This is a genomic window from Mycobacterium sp. E2327, from assembly GCF_001672675.1.
Taxonomy (GTDB): Bacteria; Actinomycetota; Actinomycetes; order Mycobacteriales; family Mycobacteriaceae; genus Mycobacterium.
The window spans coordinates 14885-33287 of sequence record NZ_LZKE01000103.1; the positions used below are offsets into that span (position 1 = coordinate 14885).

Genomic DNA, 18403 nt, shown 5'->3' on the forward strand with positions numbered 1-18403 from the left:
AGCTGTTGTGTCCGGATACACCTCGACTTCTACAGCCACCGAATTAACAGGCAAACCAACAACGGATGAACGGGTCGGCAATTGGGCCGACCGCGGGGTTTCGCTGAGTTGCGAGCAACCGTTGCGCGGGTTGACGGAAATTACCTGATTGATGAAGTAAATTATGACTTCTCGCGCGGACGCGACCGGTTCGCTACGATCTAATCCGCGCATGGCCCGCCGAGTTGCTGCAACCCAACGGAGGTGCTGACCGATGACCCATCAAGCCCCACCGGCTCCGCCGCCTCCAACGCCACCGGAGCAACCCGCCGCGGCGCCCCCGGAGGCGCCCCCCGTCCGCAGGCGAAGCCGCACCCTGTTGGTGATCGGCATCCTGGTCGCGTTCCTCATCGTCTACGGCCTGTCGCTGTTCGGGGTCCATTTGCTGGCCAAATCGGCGGCGCCGATCAAGCCGCCGGACTTGAACGCGACCAACGACACGGTCGTGCTGGTGCGTCTGGAAAAGCTGGAAACCATCGCGAATCGCCTCACGGTAAAGGTGCTCGTGATTCCCGAGGATTCCATGTTCGACAAGCGCCTCGATGTGCTGAAGACCGACACCGCGGTGCGGATGGACCCGCCGAATGACCTGGGCGACCTGCAATATCCGGCGGGGAAGTCGCCGGCGCAGGTCGCCACGACGATCGAGGCCCACGGCGATCCCAACAACTGGCCGTTCGACTCCTACAGCACCGACACCCTGTCGGCGGAGGTGCTCGTCGGGCAAGGCGATGCCCGCCAGTACATCCCCGCCCGGGTCGAGGTCACCGGGGCGCTGGACGGCTGGGACGTCAGCGTCCAGCGGGTGGGTGAGGCAAGCCAGGAGGCGGATCGCCCGGACAACGTGATCATCACGTTGCACCGCGCCAAGGGGCCGCTGATCTTCGACTTGGGCATCTGCCTGGTGCTGTTCGCCCTGCCCACCCTGGCGTTCGCCGTGGCCATCCAAATCGCCCTGGGCAGGCGGAAATTCGTGCCTCCGTTTGTGACGTGGTTCGCCGCCATGCTGTTCGCCGTGATCCCGATCCGCAATTTCCTGCCCGGGTCTCCGCCACCGGGCGCGTGGATCGACCAGGTCCTGGTGATCTGGGTGCTGATGGCGCTCGTCGCCGCGATGGCCCTGTACATGTTCACCTGGTACCGACAATCGGACTGAGGCCCCGGCGCACGGTCGTCCTACCCTGAAGGGGTGCTCACCGAGCTGGTCGACCTGCCCGGCGGATCGTTCCGCATGGGCTCGACGAGCTTCTACCCCGAAGAGGCGCCGATCCACACCGTGACCGTCGGGCCGTTCGCGGTGGAGCGGCACCCGGTGACCAACGCGCAGTTCGCCGAATTCGTCTCCGCCACAGGCTATGTCACGGTGGCCGAGCAACCGATCGACCCGGCGCTTTACCCGGGGGCGGACCCGAAGGACCTGGTGCCCGGCGCCATGGTCTTCCGCCCGACGCCGGGGCCGGTCGACCTGCGTGACTGGCGCCAGTGGTGGGCCTGGGTGCCCGGGGCCAACTGGCGAAATCCGTTCGGACCGGACAGCGATCTCACGGACCGGGCGGATCATCCGGTGGTGCAGGTGGCGTATCCCGACGCCGCGGCGTACGCGCGCTGGGCCGGCCGGCGGCTGCCCACCGAGGCCGAGTGGGAGTATGCGGCCCGCGGCGGAAATTCATGGACCTACTCCTGGGGGGAGGAAGCGAACCCCGATGGTCGGCTGATGGCCAACACGTGGCAGGGAAAGTTTCCGTACCGCAACGACGGCGCGCTCGGCTGGGTGGGCACCTCCCCGGTAGGGACCTTCCCCCCCAACGATTTTGGGCTGCTCGACATGATCGGCAACGTGTGGGAGTGGACCGCCACCGAGTTTTCCGCGCACCACCGGCTCGATCAGCCACCGAAGGCCTGTTGCGCGCCGTCGGGGCCCGCGGACCCGAGCGTCAGCCAGACGTTGAAGGGCGGGTCGCACCTGTGCGCGCCGGAATACTGCCACCGCTACCGGCCGGCCGCACGGTCGCCGCAGTCGCAGGACACCGCGACGACGCACATCGGGTTTCGCTGCGTCGCGGACCACGCGTCCGGATAGGTCGCCCGGCGCCGGTCGCGCAGCAAACCGGGACCGGCTCTGCGCCGCACTTCAGCGAGCAAATGCGACCAGTGGGTTACCGTCGGGTGGACGGCGAGTGACGGACCTTCCGTCATCGCGCGCGGTCGCCGCGAATTCGCTAGCATCGCCACGTGTCGGCCGTAGACGAGCCAGATGTCATCGACGGGGTTGCAGCGACCACCGAGGCCCCGACGACACAGGCCCCGCCCCCACCCCCGGACACACCGCCGACGCCCCCGCCGCCGGCGCGCAAACCACGGTCGCGACCGCGCATCGCGATCGGCATCGCGATCCTTGTGGTTGTCGTCTCCACTTATGCCCTGTCGCTGTTCGGCGTGCACCAACTGCAGGAAGCGGAGGCCCCGCTTCCGCCATTGGACCTGAGCCAGGGTGGCGGCGATGCCACCATCGTGCAGCTGCGCCTCGAGGAGCTCAAGACGGTGGCGAATCGCCTGACCGTGAATGTGCTTGTCTATCCAGGGATTTCGGCCTACGACAATCGACTCGACGTGCTGGGTACCGACGTCGGCGTGCGCCTGTACCCGACGAGCGAGTTGGGGGACCTGCATTACCCGAAGGGGAAGGCCCCGGGGCAGCTCATGACGGCCGTGCAGGCGCACGGCGATCCGGGTAACTGGCCCTTCGACTCCTACAGCACCGAGCCGATCTCGGCCGATGCGTTCGTGGGGTCGGGCGACAACGTCAAGAAGGTGCCCGCCCGGGTGGAAGTGACCGGGGAGCTGGACGGGTGGGACGCCACGGTCACCCGCCTTCACGACCCGGCCGCGCTGCCAACCCAGCGCGGTTCGGACAACGGGAACGTGGTCATCACCTTGAAGCGGGCCAAGGGGCCGCTGATTTTCGACCTCGGCATCTGCCTGGTGCTCATCAGCCTGCCCACCCTGGCGCTGTTGGTCGCCATCCCGATGGCGCTGGGCCGGCGTAAGTTCTTGCCGCCCTTCGCAACCTGGTACGCCGCGAACCTGTTCGCCATCGTCCCGTTGCGCAACATCCTTCCCGGTGCGCCTCCGCCCGGTTCCTGGATAGACCAGGCCATCGTCCAGTGGGTGCTGATCGCTCTGGTGACGGCGATGAGCCTGTACATCTTCGCCTGGGTTCGGCAAGGCGACTGACGTCGGGCGCGCCGGTTAACGGCGGCATGTTAAAGCTGGTAGCGCCCTTTGTTAAGAACTCGTAGCGGGGCTCGCTTCAGGGTGCCAGCAAATAGCACCGTTGCTAGTCTGCGTCCGTGTCGGTTCAACGGGACGTCGTCGTAGCGCTGCCCTCGAACGGCCACGGCACTGCCCCCACGGCGCCGCCCGCACCGGCCGCGCCGGAGCGCAAGCCCCGACGACGGCACCTCGTCCTCGACATCTCGATCATCGTGGGCGTCGCCGTCGTCTACGTCCTGTCGCTGCTCGGCTATCACTGGTTGGCCACCGCGCCGGGCCCGCTTCCCGACCCGGAACTGAACACCGCCGACGGCACGGTGGTCTTGATGCGTTTCGAGCAGCTGCACACCGTGGCCAATCGCCTCGACGTGAAGGTCTTGGTGATGCCGGACGATTCGATGATCAACAAGCGCCTCAACGTCTTGAACACCGACACCTCCGTGCGCATCTTCCCGCAGAACGACCTCGGAGACCTGCAGTACCCGGTGGGGAAGTTGCCGGCGCAGGTGGCCACCACCATCGAGGCGCACGGTGACCCCAGCGACTGGCCGTTCGACTCGTACAGGACCGACATCATCCAGTCAGACGTCCTCGTCGGGTCGGGTGAAAACCGCGTATTAAAACCCGGCCGGGTTGAAGTGACCGGAAAGCTGGACGGCTGGGACATCTCGGCCACCCGCGTCGCACGCAACCCCAGCGACCCAGACCGCCCGGACAATGTCATCGTCACGCTGCACCGGGCCAAGGGCCCGCTGGTGTTCGATCTCGGAATCTGCCTGGTCCTCATCACGCTGCCGACGCTGGCGCTGTTCGTGGCCATTCAGATGCTGACCGGCCGGCGGCAATTCCTGCCGCCGTTCTCCACCTGGTACGCCGCGATGCTGTTCGCCGTCGTGCCGCTGCGCAACATCCTGCCCGGGACCCCGCCCGCGGGTTCGTGGATCGACCAGGCCGTGGTGATCTGGGTCCTGATCGCGCTGGCGACGGCGCTGGTCCTCTATATCGTCGCCTGGTACCGACATTCGAGCTGAGGCTCTTGTCGGCCCGTACTGCCAGGCCTGATTCTTTGACCTCAGCCGGGTCAGGGGTTCCAGCACCGCGGCCGGCGGACGGGTCACCACCACGACCACCGGAACTGTCACCGATCTCCTGACACCGACCTCTTGTCGCCGGGCGCGGCTATACTCGAACGCATGTTCGAACCACGGGTGGTGTCGGCGGAGGCGGTGGCTCGTCTCGATGAGATGATCGAGCGGCATCACCCGTCGACGACGCGCGAGTCGGCGGCGCTGATCGACGAGATCAGCGCGGCGGCGCGGGCCGAGAACCAGCAGGCGGCCGCGCAGCTGGATGCCATCGGGCGGTTGTTCCGCTATCGGCTCTCGCGCTGTTCGGAGGCCGAGGATTGGGCGATCGACACGATGGAGGCCGTTGCCGCCGAGGTGGGGGCGGCGTTGCGGATCAGCCAGGGACGGGCGGCCAGCCGGCTGCACTATGCCCGCGCCCTGCGCGAACGCCTCCCCGACGTGGGAGAGGTCTTTAAGGCCGGTGACATCGATTTTCGGTTGTTTCAGACGATCGTGTATCGCACCGATTTGATCGAGGACCCCTCGGTGTTGGCGAGCGTCGATGCGCAGTTGGCGGCCAATGTGGCGCGCTGGCCGTCGATGAGCCGGGGCCGGTTGGCCGGTCAGGTGGATCGGATCGTGGCCCGCGCCGATGTGGATGCGGTGCGCCGGCGAAAGGAGCAGCAGGTCGACCGTGAGGTGTGGATCGATGATCGGCTGCAAATCGGCATCTCTGAGATTCGTGGGACGCTGTTCACCCCGGATGCGCACGCGTTGGACAAGCGCCTGGATGCGTTGGCGGCCACGGTGTGCCCGCACGATCCGCGCACCCGTGAGCAGCGCCGCGCCGACGCCTTAGGGGCACTGGCCTCGGGGGCGGATCGGCTGGGCTGCCGCTGCGGGCGCGCGGATTGCGCGGCGGGCAAACGCCCGGCGGCGGGCCCGGTGGTGATAAATGTGATCGCCGAGCAGGCCACCCTGGACGGGCGCGGCACCGCCCCGGGATCCGAGGTGGGTGCCGATGGGCTGATCACCCCCGAACTCCTGCAGGAACTCGCCAAGTCGGCCAAGTTGGTGCCGTTGGTGCACCCCGGCGACGCGCCGCCGGAGGACGGCTACACCCCGTCGAAGGCGCTGGCCGATTTCGTGCGGTGTCGGGATTTGACGTGTCGCTGGCCCGGCTGTGATGCCCCGGCCATCGGCTGCGATTTGGATCATACGATCCCCTATGCCCAGGGCGGGCCCACGCATGCGGCCAACCTCAAGTGTTATTGCCGCACGCATCATTTGATCAAGACCTTCTTCGGCTGGACCGAACAACAACTACCCGACGGCACCCTGATCCTGACCTCCCCGTCCGGGCACACCTACGTCACCACCCCGGGCAGCGCGCTGCTATTCCCCAGTTTGTGTTATTCGGTCGGCGGCATGCCCGCCGCCGAGGCCGACCCGCCCGTCGAGTACTGCGACCAGCGCACCGCGATGATGCCCAAACGCCGCCGCACCCGCGCCCAAGACCGCGCCTCCCGGGTGGCCACTGAACGCCGACACAACCGCGAAGCCCGCCTGGTTCGAAAAGCCGAGCAGCCCAGCTACTTTGGTACCGCCCCACCCGCCGAAGACGACGACGACCCGCCGCCCTTCTAGGCCGTGGGTCAGCTTAATTCCCGAGGTCCGGCGGGGCGTGAGGTCTCAGTCCTCTAACGCGTACATCTGGATCTGCCACCACAGCGGACCATGGCTGCCCCCTTCCATCAGGCCGCGTTCTTGCCCGGCCGAGCGCCCTGGCGTCTCCAACGCTGCCCGGTAATCGGCGGATAAACCCCACTCACTCACCCGCGCCTCAAGCGCCGCGCGGGCGCCCGCCCGGGTCCGGTAGACGCCGCTTACAGTTTGAATCTTGTCGTCGTTGACGGACCGCGAGACGGTCAGGAAATGGACGGTCTCGGCCATCGTTCGGACGTTACAGGCCCGCTGACTCCTGACCCACCATCCGCGGTTCCCAGGCGAATTTGGCTCTGAGCTGGTCGTCCCCTAGACTCTAGGGGTTGCCTTGGGCAGACCTCGGCCGGTAAGCGAAAGCACTATCGGCCCCGCGTGCCCTTAGGTGACAAAGACCGCGCACGTCAGGTTTTTGGTGAGCACTGCTCATTGAGATGTTTTCTCCTGCCGTGCACATATGAAACCAGGTCAGGAGATCGAGTGATTCAGCAGGAATCGCGGCTGAAGGTTGCCGACAACACCGGCGCCAAGGAGATCTTGTGCATCCGGGTGCTCGGCGGTTCGTCGCGACGCTACGCCGGCATCGGTGACGTCATCGTCGCCACGGTCAAAGACGCCATCCCCGGCGGCAACGTCAAGCGCGGGGACGTCGTCAAGGCCGTCGTGGTGCGCACGGTCAAGGAGCGCCGCCGTCCCGACGGCAGCTACATCAAGTTCGACGAGAACGCCGCGGTGATCATCAAGCCGGACAACGACCCGCGCGGGACGCGCATCTTCGGGCCCGTCGGGCGCGAACTGCGCGAGAAGCGATTCATGAAGATCATCTCGCTGGCCCCGGAGGTGTTGTAGATGAAGGTCCACAAGGGCGACACCGTCCTCGTCATCGCGGGCAAGGACAAGGGTGCCAAAGGCAAGGTGCTGCAGGCGTACCCGGAACGCAACCGCGTGCTGGTCGAGGGCGTCAACCGGATCAAGAAGCACACCGCGGTTTCCACCAACCAGCGCGGCGCCCGCTCGGGCGGCATCGTCACGCAGGAGGCCCCGATCCACGTGTCCAACGTGATGGTGGTCGACTCGGACGGCAAGCCCACCCGCATCGGCTACCGGCTGGACGAGGAAACCGGCAAGCGCGTCCGCGTCTCGAAGCGCAACGGCAAGGACATCTAATGACCACAGCAGAGAAGGTTCAGCCGCGCCTCAAAGAGCGCTACCGCAACGAGATTCGCGATGCGTTGCACAAGCAGTTCGGCTACGGCAACGTCATGCAGATCCCGACCATCACCAAGGTCGTCGTGAACATGGGCGTCGGCGAGGCGGCTCGCGACGCCAAACTGATCAACGGTGCGGTCAACGACCTGGCGCTGATCACCGGCCAGAAGCCGGAGATCCGCAAGGCGCGAAAGTCCATCGCGCAGTTCAAGTTGCGCGAGGGCATGCCGATCGGCGTGCGCGTGACGCTGCGCGGGGACCGCATGTGGGAGTTCCTCGACCGGCTCACCTCGATCGCGCTGCCGCGTATCCGTGACTTCCGCGGGCTTTCGCCCAAGCAGTTCGACGGCGTCGGCAACTACACGTTCGGACTGGCCGAGCAGTCGGTGTTTCACGAGATCGACGTGGACAAGATCGACCGGGTCCGCGGCATGGACATCAACGTCGTCACCTCGGCGACGACCGACGACGAAGGACGAGCCCTGTTGCGGGCCCTCGGATTTCCGTTCAAGGAGAACTGACTAGATGGCTAAGAAGGCACTGGTTAACAAGGCCGCGCGCAAGCCGAAGTTCGCGGTGCGCGGCTACACCCGCTGCAGCAAGTGCGGACGTCCGCGCGCGGTGTTCCGCAAGTTCGGGCTGTGCAGAATCTGCCTGCGCGAGATGGCGCACGCGGGCGAGCTGCCCGGCGTGCAGAAGAGCAGCTGGTGACGGGACATAGGACGCAACTATGACGATGACCGATCCGATCGCCGACTTCCTGACGCGCCTGCGCAACGCCAACTCGGCGTATCACGACGAGGTGACGTTGCCGCACTCCAAGATCAAGGCCAACATCGCCCAGATCCTCAAGAACGAGGGCTACATCAACGACTTCCACACCGAAGACGCTCGGGTCGGCAAGTCGCTGGTCGTCCAGCTCAAGTACGGGCCGAGCCGGGAGCGCAGCATCGCCGGCCTGCGCCGCGTGTCCAAGCCCGGGTTGCGGGTGTACGCGAAATCTACCAACCTGCCGCGCGTGCTCGGCGGACTGGGCGTGGCGATTATCTCGACCTCGTCGGGTCTGCTCACCGACCGTCAGGCAGCCAGACAGGGCGTGGGCGGCGAAGTCCTCGCGTACGTGTGGTGAGGGGTTAAACATGTCACGTATTGGTAAGCAGCCGGTTCCGGTCCCCTCCGGAGTCGACGTAACGATCGACGGCCAGAACGTATCGGTGAAGGGCCCCAAGGGCAGCCTGAACCTGACCGTCGCCGAACCGATCACGGTGGCGCGCAACGACGACGGCGCGATCGTGGTCACCCGCCCCAACGACGAGCGGCGCAACCGCTCGCTGCACGGGCTGTCGCGCACCCTGGTGTCCAACCTGGTCACCGGCGTGACGGAGGGCTACACCGTCAAGATGGAGATCTTCGGTGTCGGCTACCGCGTGCAGCTCAAGGGCTCCAACCTCGAGTTCGCGCTGGGCTACAGCCACCCCGTCGTGATCGAGGCGCCGGAGGGCATCACGTTCGCGGTCCAGTCACCGACGAAGTTCACGGTCACCGGGATCGACAAGCAGAAGGTCGGTCAGATCTCGGCGAACATCCGCCGCCTGCGCCGTCCCGACCCGTACAAGGGCAAGGGCGTGCGCTACGAGGGCGAGCAGATCCGCCGCAAGGTCGGAAAGACAGGTAAGTAGTCATGGCGCAAACGAAGACGGCCGCCCAGGTCGGAAAGCCGGTGGGGCAGAACGTATCCGCGACGCGGCGGGTCTCCCGGGTGCGCAGGCACGCGCGGCTGCGCAAGAAGCTGGCGGGCACCCCGCAGCGCCCGCGGCTGGTGGTGCACCGCTCCGCGCGGCACATCCACGTGCAACTGGTCAACGACGAGAACGGCACCACACTGGCCGCGGCGTCGTCGATCGAGGCCGACGTGCGTGGCCTGGACGGCGACAAGAAGGCGCGCAGCGTGCGGGTCGGTCAGTTGATCGCCGAGCGCGCCAAGGCCGCCGGCATCGACACCGTGGTCTTCGACCGCGGCGGGTACACCTACGGCGGACGGATCGCCGCGCTGGCGGATGCCGCGCGCGAGAACGGATTGCAATTCTGATGACAACTGGAAGGACCGCATAATGGCGGAACAGTCGGCCGGCGGACAGGGCCCGGACAGCCGCGACAGCCGCGACTCGCGCGGTGACGGCCGCGACAGCCGCGGCCGGCGCGACGGTGGTGGCCGCGGCGGTCGTGACCGCGACGGCGAGAAGAGCAACTACCTGGAGCGGGTCGTCGCCATCAACCGCGTCTCCAAGGTGGTCAAGGGTGGACGGCGATTCAGCTTCACCGCTCTGGTCATCGTCGGCGACGGCAACGGCATGGTCGGCGTCGGCTACGGCAAGGCCAAGGAGGTGCCGGCCGCGATCGCCAAGGGTGTCGAGGAGGCGCGCAAGGGCTTCTTCCGGGTCCCGTTGATCGGCGGCACCATCACGCACCCGGTGCAGGGTGAGGCGGCCGCAGGCGTCGTGCTGCTGCGTCCCGCCAGCCCGGGTACCGGCGTCATCGCCGGCGGCGCGGCCCGCGCCGTCCTGGAATGCGCTGGGGTGCACGACATCCTGGCCAAGTCGTTGGGCAGCGACAACGCGATCAACGTGGTGCACGCGACGGTGGCCGCGCTCAAGCTCCTGCAGCGTCCCGAGGAGGTGGCCGCTCGCCGCGGACTGCCGATCGAGGACGTCGCCCCGGCCGGCATGTTGAAGGCGCGCCGCGAAAGCGACGCGCTGGCCAGTGCGGCGGCGGCGCGTGAGGCCCAGATTTCAGGAGCGCAACCATGAGTCAGCTCAAGATCACCCAGGTGCGCAGCACCATCGGTGCTCGCTGGAAGCAGCGCGAGAGCCTGCGGACCCTGGGCCTGCGGCGGATCCGCCATTCGGTGGTCCGTGAGGACAACGCACAGACCCGCGGCCTGATCGCGGTGGTGCGCCACCTCGTCGAGGTGGAGGAGGCCAAATGACCATCAAATTGCACGACCTGAAACCCGCGCCCGGTTCGAAGAAAGCGCGCACTCGGGTCGGTCGCGGTGAGGGCTCCAAGGGCAAGTCGGCCGGGCGCGGCACCAAGGGCACCAAGGCCCGCAAGAACGTGCCGGCGACCTTCGAGGGTGGCCAGATGCCGATTCACATGCGGCTGCCCAAGCTCAAGGGATTCCGGAATCGCTTCCGCACCGAGTACGAGATCGTCAACGTCGGCGACATCAACCGGCTGTTCCCGCAGGGCGGTTCCGTCGGTGTGGACGAGCTGGTCGCCAAGGGTGCGGTTCGCAAGAACTCGTTGGTCAAGGTCCTCGGCGACGGCAAGCTGACCGTCAAGGTCGACCTGTCCGCGCACAAGTTCAGCGGCAGCGCGCGCGAGAAGATCACCGCGGCGGGCGGCTCGGTCACCGAGCTGTAATCAGCTCAGCTGCGGAATGACCTCCGCGGCAAGGCGTTCCATCTGTTCGCGGTTCTCGCCTACGTCCGCGCCGACGGGATTGAGTAGCAGGTACTCGGCCCCCGCGTCGATCACCTCGCGCAGCCCGCGCACCACGTCGTCGGGCGTGCCCGACACCGGCACGTCATCCCCGCCGGGAATGGAATCGCCGTAGATCCGATGCAGGCCTTCGAGCACCCGCTCCCGGGCCCGCGCCGCGTCGTCGTCGACCGCCAGGTAGACCCGCTTGCCGATGGTGAAGTGCGCCGGGTCCTTTCGTTGTTCGGCGAGTTCGCGGCGCACCACGGCGACGGCCCCGGCGAACGCCTCGGTGGTCGACGAGCCCGCGCCCAGAAACGAATCACCGTGGCGCACCGCCCTGGCCAGCGCCTTGGGGGCAAGTCCGCCGAACCAGATCGGCGGATGCGGCCGCTGCACCGGCTTGGGCGCAATGGGCAGGTCGTCGACGTCGCGGAACCGCCCGTGAAACGTCACCCGGGGCTCGTCGGACCAGGCCGCCTTCATCAGCTCCAGGCCCTCGGTGAAATACGAGATATAGGTCGCCTTTTCGACGCCGAAGGCATCGAATCGGCGAAAGCCGCCGCCGGTCCCGACCCCGATGTCCAGCCGCCCGTGGCTGAGGCGGTCGACGGCGGTGGCGGACGAGGCCAGCTGCAGGGGGTCGTGCAGCGACGTCACCAAGACGGCGACCCCGAGGCGCAGCCGCTCGGTGCAGGCGGCGCAATACGCCAGCAGCTCCAGCGGCGCCAGCAGCGGCGCCTCGCCGATGATCTGCTCGAGCACCCAGCCGCCCTCGAACCCGAGCTCCTCGGCGCGGGCGAGGTAGGCGCGAAGGCCCGAGGCGTCGAAGCCGTCATAGTCGAATTGGGGGATCGCGATGGAAAACCTCACCCGACCACCGTACGGCGGCCGATCGGTAGGCTGCGAATATGTTCGGTTTCCTGCCCTCGGTCCCAAGCCTCGACGACGTCCGCGCCCTGGCCGGCCGCGTCGACACGGCGCGCCACCGCGGCGTGCCCAACGGCTGCGTGCTCGAGTTCGACCTGCGCGCGGCGCCGCCGGAGAGCACCGGTTTCGACCCGGTGGCGATGATCACCGGGGGCAACCGCCCGATGTCGCTGCGCGACACCGTCGCGGCGATCCACCGCGCCGCCGAGGACCCGCGGGTCGCCGGGCTGATCGCGCGCGTGCAGCTCGCGGCGGCGCCGCCGGCCGCGGTCCAGGAACTGCGGGAGGCGATCGCGGCGTTCGCCGCCGTCAAGCCGTCGCTGGCCTGGGCCGAGACCTACCCGGGCACGCTGTCCTACTATTTGGCCTCGGCGTTCGGCGAGGTCTGGTTGCAGCCCTCGGGCAGCGTCGGGCTGATCGGTTTCGCGAGCAACGCCATGTTCCTGCGCGACGCGCTCGACAAGGCGGGGATCGAAGCCCAGATCATCGCGACGGGCGAATACAAGTCGGCGGCAAACCTTTTGACCGAGGGCGGCTTCACCGAGGCACACCGCGAGGCCGTCACGCGAATGCTCGCGAGCCTGCAAGAGCAGGTGTGGGCAGCGATCGCCCAGTCGCGCAAGGTCGAACCGGGGGCGCTCGACGAGTTGGCCGACCGGGGCCCGCTGCTGCGCGACGATGCGGTGGCCTCGGGCCTCGTCGACCGGATCGGGTTCCGCGACGAGGCCTACGCCCGGATCGCGGAACTGGTTGGCGTGCAGGATGTTTCGGACGAAAACGCTCCACCACGGCTCTACCTGACGCGCTACGCCGGCGCGGCCCGGCCACGACTGAGCCCGCCCGTGCCGTCGGTCCCGGGCCGCCGGCCCAAGCCGACGCTGGCGGTGGTCACCGTCGACGGCACGATCGTCACCGGGCGCGGTGGCCCGCAGTTCCTGCCGCTGGGCACGTCGACCGCCGGCGCCGACACCATTGCGGCGGCACTGCGGGAGGCCGCCGCCGACGATTCGGTGTCCGCGATCGTGTTGCGCGTGGACAGCCCCGGGGGCGCGGTCATCGCGTCGGAGACCATCTGGCGCGAGGTGGCAAGGGCGCGTGAGGCCGGTAAGCCGGTGGTGGCGTCGATGGGTGCTGTCGCCGCGTCCGGCGGTTACTACGTCGCGATGGGCGCCGACGCGATCCTGGCCAACCCGGGCACGATCACCGGCTCGATCGGCGTGATCACCGGCAAGCTGGTGGCGCGCAACCTGAAGGATCGCCTGGGCGTTGCGTCGGATACGGTGCGCACCAACGCGAATGCCGACGCCTGGTCGGTCGACGCGCCGTTCACGCCGGAACAGCGCCGGCATCGCGAGGCCGAGGCCGACCTGCTCTATAAGGACTTCGTGGAACGGGTCGCCGAGGGTCGCAAGTTGAGCGCCGAAGCCGTGGAACTCGTTGCGCGGGGCCGGGTTTGGACCGGAGCCGACGCGCTCGAACGCGGCCTGGTCGACGAGCTCGGCGGCTTCCGGGCCGCGGTGCGCCGGGCCAAGGTCCTGGCCGGCCTGGACGAGGACGCCGAGGTGCGCGTCGTCAGCTATCCCGGGTCGTCGCTGCTGGACCTGGTGCGTCCGCGGGCCTCGTCGCAACCGGCCGCCGCTTCGCTGCCGGATGCGCTGGGCGCGCTGCTGGGCCGCTCGATCGCCGGGATCCTCAACAATGTCGAGCAGACGCTGGGCGGTGTCAGCGCGCTCTGGCTGGGAAACCCGCGTCTCTAGCCCGATGGCGGCGACCCGCTGCGCCCGGCTACGCCGCGCTTGCGATCGCCGCTAGCCCGCGAGCCGGCCGCTGATGAAGATGATCTCGCCGAGCGGATCGTCCTGCTCCGGGGGCGGCACCTCGATGCCGTTGCGCCGGAACAGTTCCGTTCGCTCGACGCCCTCGGCCTCCCACCCCTTGGACCGCAGGTAGTCGACGACGTGGTTGCGTTCCCCGGTGTAGACCAGTGATGCCATGTCGACGTCGACGCCGTGCTCGCGGAATACGCCGGCCATGTCCTGCACCCGGCTGGGGTCGAAATCGATGATGCCGGGGACGAATTCGGTGGCGACGGTGCTGCCGGGCGCGCTGAGCGCGGTGATGTTGTCGAACAGCCGGTCCTGGGCCTCCGGCGGCAGGTAGATCAGCAGGCCCTCGGCCAACCAGGCGGTCGGCGCCGTCGTGTCGTGCCCGGCCTCCCGCAGCGCGGCCGGCCAGTCTTGCCGCAGATCGACGGCGATGGTGCGTCGGGTGGCGGTGGGTTCGGCGCTGATGCCGGCCAGCGTGGTCGTCTTGAACTCGATCACCTGCGGCTGGTCGATCTCGTAGACCACGGTGCCGTCCGGCCACGGCAACCGGTAGGCGCGCGAGTCGAGGCCGGACGCCAGGATGACCGCCTGGCGCACCCCGGCGGCCACCGCTCCCATGAAGTAATCGTCGAAATACTTGGTGCGCACCGCCATTCCGTCGGCCATCGCCTGCATGCGCGGCGGCGACGCGTTCTCGAACGCGTCGAGGTCGAGCTCGCCGTCCAGCATCTTGGTGAACAGATCCACCCCGACCGCGCGCACCAATGGCTCGGCGAACGGGTCGTTGATCAGACCGCGGGGGTCCCTCGTCGCCATGGCGCGGCCGGCCGCGACCATCGTCGCGGTCACGCCCACGCTGGAGGCCAGGTCCCAATTGTCGTCATGAGCGCGTGGCATAGGCGAAACCCTACTTGAGGGTCGCGGCCACGTAGCTGAGCTCACCGAAGGCGGCCGTCATCTCGTCCTCGGGGAACTCAAATCCGTTGCGGACGTAGAGGTCCCGGGCGGGATGCGCGGTCACGTCCCAGCCGTGGGTGGTCAGGTAGTCGCCGACGACGTTGCGCTCGCCCCGGTAGAACAGGTCGGCCGGGTCGAGATTGAGACCGAGGCGCCGCCACCGCTCGGAGATGTGCTGCAGGCGCTCCTCGGTAAACGCGTTCGGGTTGGGGACGTGTTCGGTCGCCAGCCGGCTGCCCGGCGCGGACAGCGCCGTGATGTGGTCGAACAGCCGGTCCTGGGCGTCGGGCGGCAGGTAGGGCAGCAGGCCCTCCGCACTCCACGCGGTCGGTTGGGTGACGTCAAATCCACCGTCACGCAACGCGGCCGGCCAGTCGTCGCGCAGATCGACCGCGATCGTCCGCTGCTCGGCGGTTGGGGTGGCACCGAGGTTGGCCAGCGTGCCGGTCTTGAACGCGATGACCTGGGGCTGGTCGATCTCGTAGACCACCGTGCCGGCCGGCCACGGCAACCGGTAGGCCCTGGTGTCCAGGCCGGAGGCCAGGATCACCGCCTGCCGCACGCCGTCGGCGGTGGCGCCGGTGAAGAAGTCGTCGAAAAACCTGGTGCGCACCGTGATCTGTTCGCGCCGGGTCTTCCGGTTGAACAGCGCGTCGTCCTCGAAATTCAGCTCGCCGTCGATGATGCGGATGAAGGGGTCCAGCCCGACGGCGCGGACCAGGGGATCGGCGAACGGGTCGTCGAGCAGCGGATCGGGTCCCTGCGAGGCCACCGCGCGGGAAGCCGCGACCATGGTGGCCGTCGCTCCCACGCTGGACGCCGGTCCCCAGCTGTCGCCCTCGGTGCGGCCCTCACTCATGGGTGCCGCTCACGTAGAGCACGTCGCCCATGCGCGTGTCGTCTCCCTCCAGGGGCGGAAGGCCGTTGGCCGCGAACAGCTCCCGGATGCTGATGCCTTCCAGCGCCCAACCACGCTCCCTCAGGTAGGAAGCCGCCTCGTTGCGCTCCCCGAAGTAGACCAGCCCGGCCATGTCCAGCTCGAAACCGTGCGCGCGCCAACGTTCGGAGATGCGCTGCATGCGTTCCTTCAGCTTCTCCTCGTCCCCGGGCTCACGGGTCGGCGCGCTTTCGGTCGCCAGCCGGCTGCCCGGCGCGCTGAGTTCGGTGATGGTGTCCAGCAGGCGGTCCTGCGCGTCCGGCGGCAGGTAGCCGAGCAGGCCCTCGGCGCTCCACGCGGTCGGCCGGGTCGGGTCGAACCCGGCGGCACGCAGGGCGGCGGGCCAGTCGTCGCGCAGGTCGACCGCGACCACCCGCCGATAGGCGGTCGGGGCGGCGCCGAGCTCGGCCAGCATGCGGGACTTGAACTCGATGACCTGCGGCTGGTCGACCTCGTAGACCACCGTCCCGGCGGGCCAGTCCAGACGGTACGCGCGGGAATCCAGCCCCGAGGCCAGGATCACCACCTGCTTGACGCCGGCCTGCGTCGCGCCCAGGAAGAACTCGTCGAAGAACTTGGTGCGCACCGCGATGTTGTCGGCCATCCGCGACATCGCCCCCGCGGACCCGTCAGTGCCGTCGTGTACGTCGTTCAGGTCGCTCGGATTCAGCTCGCCGGTCGCCAGCCGGGTGAGCAGGTCCACGCCGACGGCCCGGACCAGCGGCTCGGCGAACGGGTCGTCGATCAGCGGACGATCGGCGCGGCTCGCCACGGCGCGGGCGGCCGCGACCATCGTCGCGGTCACGCCGACGCTGGAGGCGAGGTCCCAGGTGTCGCCCTCGTACCTGGTGGAACTCATGCACTGCCCCTGTTCGGAAGTAGTTGATCTAATATTTAGCCGATATAACAAGCTTCCACCACTGTACGCTTCCCGCGATTCGCGGCAACCTTGACGGATGACGTTCGAGGCGGCGGGTAAGCGGGTGCTCATCACGGGTGCCTCGTCCGGACTGGGCGCGGCCCTGGCCCGGCGATTGGCGGGGCGAGGGGCCGTGGTGGGGCTGATCGCCCGCCGCCGGGATCGCCTGGCCGAGGTGCTGGCGGACTGCCGGCGGACCTCGCCGGAATCGGCGATGTGGGTGGCCGACCTGGCGGACAGCTCGGCGCTGCGGGACCTGGCGCTGCGGGCATGGGACGAGCTCGGCGGCGTCGACGTGCTGATCAACAACGCCGCGATCCCGAAACGGCGCCCGGTCGCGGCCCTGGATCCCGGCGAGGTCGAGGACGTCATGCGGATCAACTTCTTCGCCCCGATGCGCCTCACGCTGGCCCTGCTGCCGCGGATGCTAAAGCGCGGGTCCGGCCTGATCGTCAACGTGTCCAGCGTCGGTGGCCGCCTCGGCATCATCCACGAAACGGCTTACTGCGCAAGCAAGTTCGCGCTGTGCGGCTGGAGCGAGGCGATGGCCGTCGACCTGCACGGCAGCGGCGTCGCCGTGAAGCTGATCGAGCCGGGGCCCGTCGACACCGAGATCTGGGACCATCCGGGCAGCGAGGAACCCCTGTATCAGGGGCCCAAGGTGCCCGCCGACGAGGTGGCCGAGGGCATCATCGCGGCGCTGGCCGGCGACACGTTCGAGCATTACGTTCCGGATATGAAAGCGGTCGTGGACGCGAAGAACGCCGACCTCGACGGGTTCATCGCCGGTGTCGCAGGAATGGCTCCGCGATGAGGGCGCTGGTGTACGGCGTCCCGCCGGAGCCCTCGCCCGGACCCGACGACGCACTGACCCACAGCCCGGTCGCATTAAGGGAGCTCGCGGATCCTCAACTGCCGCACGAGGATTGGGTGCTCACCCGGCCGCGGCTGACCGGCATCTGCGGGTCGGACTCCAAGCAGATCCTGATGGACTTCGGCGAGGGCGACGCCGACAACGCCATGTCCGCCTTCTGCTCCTTCCCGCAAGTCATGGGCCACGAGGTGGTCGCCGACGTGGTGGCGATGGGGCCCAAGGCCCGGGGGCTGGACGTCGGCCAGCGCGTGGTGCTCAACCCGTGGCTGTCCTGCGGTCCGCGCGGCATCGAGCCGCCCTGTCCCGCGTGCGAAAGCGGCGACTACAGCCTGTGCTGGAGCTTCACCGACGGCGACATCAAGCCCGGCATCCACACCGGGGTGTCGGCCGACGTCACGGGTGGCTACGCCGAACTGATGCCCGCCCACGACAGCATGCTCTTTGCGGTTCCCGATTCCGTGCCCGACGAGCTCGCGGTGTTCGCCGACCCGTTCTCGGTTTCCCTGCACGCGATCACCCGCCATCCGCCGCCGCCCTCGGGCCGGGCGCTGGTGTATGGGGCCGGCTCGCTGGGGTTGTGCGCGGTCGCGATCCTGCGGGCGCTCTACCCCGACGTGGCCGTCGCGGTGGTGGCGCGGTTCGAGGCCCAGAAGGAACTGGCCCGCCGGTTCGGCGCGGCGCTGGTGGTGGATCACGAGCCGCGCCTGGCCGTCATCGAGGAACTGGTCGCGTGGGGCGGCGGGCGGCTGCGCCAGCCGCTGCTCGGCCTGCCGATGGCCTATCCGGGGGCGCTCGACGTCGTCTACGACACCGTCGGCAAGCCCGAGACGTTCGAGGTCGGGGTGCGGGTGCTGCGGGCCCGCGGCACGCTGGTGAAGGCCGGCGTGCATGCGCCCGGACGGTGGGAGTGGAGTCCCTTGTATTTCAAGGAGATCAGCTGGGTGGGGTCGAACGCCTTCGGGGTCGAGGAGGTCGACGGCGAGCGCCGCCACGCCATCGCCCATTACCTGGACCTGGCCGCCGCCGGCCGGGTGGACCTGCGGCCCATGTTGACCCACACCTTCGGCCTCGAGCAGTGGCGCGAGGCGTTCCTGGCGATCGCCAACCAGGCCGACAGCGGCGCGGTCAAGGTCGCGTTCGACCAGCGCTAGGCGCACATGCTAGCATGCA

Annotated in this window: 23 protein-coding genes; 18 read left to right on the top strand and 5 right to left on the bottom strand. The window is 68.4% G+C overall.

Translation table 11 applies throughout. From position 1 onward, the window contains the following. Positions 1-253: 253 nt before the first annotated feature. From A5712_RS11205 to A5712_RS11225, 5 genes are all read left to right on the top strand, one after another. Entirely contained in the window at positions 254-1195 is a 942-nt protein-coding gene (locus A5712_RS11205) for a DUF4436 domain-containing protein (protein ID WP_068104457.1), read from the top strand. A gap of 33 nt (positions 1196-1228) precedes the next feature. Next, positions 1229-2119 carry a formylglycine-generating enzyme family protein gene (locus A5712_RS11210; protein WP_068104459.1) on the top strand — a complete coding sequence of 297 codons (891 nt, stop codon included), beginning with the start codon at positions 1229-1231 and terminating at the stop codon, positions 2117-2119. 293 nt (positions 2120-2412) lie between these two features. After that, positions 2413-3273, top strand: coding sequence for a DUF4436 domain-containing protein (locus A5712_RS11215; RefSeq protein ID WP_231982104.1), 861 nt, complete (start codon positions 2413-2415; stop codon positions 3271-3273). A 146-nt stretch (positions 3274-3419) separates the two neighbouring features. Then, positions 3420-4343, top strand: a complete 924-nt coding sequence (locus A5712_RS11220) for a DUF4436 domain-containing protein (protein WP_068104543.1) — start codon at positions 3420-3422, stop codon at positions 4341-4343. A gap of 162 nt (positions 4344-4505) precedes the next feature. Then, complete coding sequence (locus tag A5712_RS11225) at positions 4506-6026, top strand: HNH endonuclease signature motif containing protein (RefSeq protein ID WP_068104461.1); 1521 nt, start codon at positions 4506-4508, stop codon at positions 6024-6026. 45 nt (positions 6027-6071) lie between these two features. Here A5712_RS11225 and A5712_RS11230 read toward each other — a convergent pair whose 3' ends face one another. Then, positions 6072-6332 (bottom strand): hypothetical protein, encoded by a 261-nt coding sequence (locus tag A5712_RS11230; RefSeq protein WP_068104463.1) that lies wholly within the window; start codon positions 6330-6332, stop codon positions 6072-6074. Positions 6333-6581: 249 nt separating this feature from the next. Here A5712_RS11230 and rplN point away from each other — a divergent pair, with 249 nt between their 5' ends. From rplN to rplO, 10 genes are read left to right on the top strand one after another with little or no spacing between them, the layout of a single operon-like run. Continuing rightward, positions 6582-6950: a 50S ribosomal protein L14 gene (gene rplN / locus A5712_RS11235; protein WP_003403649.1), complete on the top strand. Its 369-nt coding sequence runs from the start codon at positions 6582-6584 to the stop codon at positions 6948-6950. Further along, entirely contained in the window at positions 6951-7268 is a 318-nt protein-coding gene (gene rplX / locus A5712_RS11240) for a 50S ribosomal protein L24 (protein ID WP_068104465.1), read from the top strand. After that, complete coding sequence (gene rplE, locus A5712_RS11245; protein WP_067006259.1) at positions 7268-7831, top strand: 50S ribosomal protein L5; 564 nt, start codon at positions 7268-7270, stop codon at positions 7829-7831. The genes rplX and rplE overlap by 1 nt, the downstream gene beginning before the upstream one ends. A 4-nt stretch (positions 7832-7835) precedes the next feature. After that, complete coding sequence (locus A5712_RS11250) at positions 7836-8021, top strand: type Z 30S ribosomal protein S14 (protein WP_011739072.1); 186 nt, start codon at positions 7836-7838, stop codon at positions 8019-8021. Positions 8022-8040: 19 nt separating this feature from the next. Then, positions 8041-8439, top strand: coding sequence for a 30S ribosomal protein S8 (gene rpsH, locus A5712_RS11255; protein ID WP_067158795.1), 399 nt, complete (start codon positions 8041-8043; stop codon positions 8437-8439). Positions 8440-8449: 10 nt separating this feature from the next. Further along, the gene (gene rplF / locus A5712_RS11260) at positions 8450-8989 is read left to right on the top strand and encodes a 50S ribosomal protein L6 (RefSeq protein WP_068104467.1); all 540 of its coding nucleotides are present in this window, start codon (positions 8450-8452) and stop codon (positions 8987-8989) included. Between the two features lie 41 nt (positions 8990-9030). Beyond that, positions 9031-9399, top strand: coding sequence for a 50S ribosomal protein L18 (gene rplR, locus A5712_RS11265; protein ID WP_082973396.1), 369 nt, complete (start codon positions 9031-9033; stop codon positions 9397-9399). A gap of 22 nt (positions 9400-9421) precedes the next feature. Further along, complete coding sequence (rpsE, locus tag A5712_RS11270) at positions 9422-10117, top strand: 30S ribosomal protein S5 (RefSeq protein WP_068104472.1); 696 nt, start codon at positions 9422-9424, stop codon at positions 10115-10117. Then, positions 10114-10296 (top strand): 50S ribosomal protein L30, encoded by a 183-nt coding sequence (gene rpmD, locus A5712_RS11275; RefSeq protein ID WP_068104474.1) that lies wholly within the window; start codon positions 10114-10116, stop codon positions 10294-10296. The genes rpsE and rpmD overlap by 4 nt, the downstream gene beginning before the upstream one ends. Further along, positions 10293-10733 carry a 50S ribosomal protein L15 gene (rplO, locus tag A5712_RS11280; protein ID WP_068104476.1) on the top strand — a complete coding sequence of 147 codons (441 nt, stop codon included), beginning with the start codon at positions 10293-10295 and terminating at the stop codon, positions 10731-10733. Before rpmD ends, rplO begins: the two co-directional genes overlap by 4 nt. Here the strand turns inward: rplO and A5712_RS11285 are convergent, their stop codons facing one another. After that, the gene (locus A5712_RS11285; protein ID WP_068104478.1) at positions 10734-11663 is read right to left on the bottom strand and encodes an LLM class flavin-dependent oxidoreductase; all 930 of its coding nucleotides are present in this window, start codon (positions 11661-11663) and stop codon (positions 10734-10736) included. Positions 11664-11701: 38 nt separating this feature from the next. On the opposite strand from A5712_RS11285, the gene sppA reads away from it, so the two are divergent. Further along, positions 11702-13477 carry a signal peptide peptidase SppA gene (sppA, locus tag A5712_RS11290; RefSeq protein WP_068104479.1) on the top strand — a complete coding sequence of 592 codons (1776 nt, stop codon included), beginning with the start codon at positions 11702-11704 and terminating at the stop codon, positions 13475-13477. A 51-nt stretch (positions 13478-13528) separates the two neighbouring features. Here sppA and A5712_RS11295 read toward each other — a convergent pair whose 3' ends face one another. The 3 genes from A5712_RS11295 to A5712_RS11305 are packed head-to-tail and all read right to left on the bottom strand — an operon-like array spanning position 13529 to position 16299. After that, positions 13529-14443, bottom strand: coding sequence for a class I SAM-dependent methyltransferase (locus A5712_RS11295; protein ID WP_068104481.1), 915 nt, complete (start codon positions 14441-14443; stop codon positions 13529-13531). Between the two features lie 10 nt (positions 14444-14453). Beyond that, positions 14454-15362, bottom strand: coding sequence for a class I SAM-dependent methyltransferase (locus A5712_RS11300; protein WP_068104483.1), 909 nt, complete (start codon positions 15360-15362; stop codon positions 14454-14456). After that, entirely contained in the window at positions 15355-16299 is a 945-nt protein-coding gene (locus A5712_RS11305) for a class I SAM-dependent methyltransferase (protein WP_068104485.1), read from the bottom strand. The genes A5712_RS11300 and A5712_RS11305 overlap by 8 nt, the downstream gene beginning before the upstream one ends. Before the next feature lie 97 nt (positions 16300-16396). Between A5712_RS11305 and A5712_RS11310 the strand changes: the two genes are divergently transcribed. Both A5712_RS11310 and A5712_RS11315 read left to right on the top strand, forming a co-directional pair. Beyond that, a complete protein-coding gene (locus A5712_RS11310; RefSeq protein WP_068104487.1) occupies positions 16397-17173 on the top strand; it encodes an SDR family oxidoreductase in 777 nt (258 codons plus the stop codon). Beyond that, entirely contained in the window at positions 17170-18384 is a 1215-nt protein-coding gene (locus A5712_RS11315; RefSeq protein ID WP_068104489.1) for a zinc-binding dehydrogenase, read from the top strand. The genes A5712_RS11310 and A5712_RS11315 overlap by 4 nt, the downstream gene beginning before the upstream one ends. Positions 18385-18403: the final 19 nt, after the last annotated feature.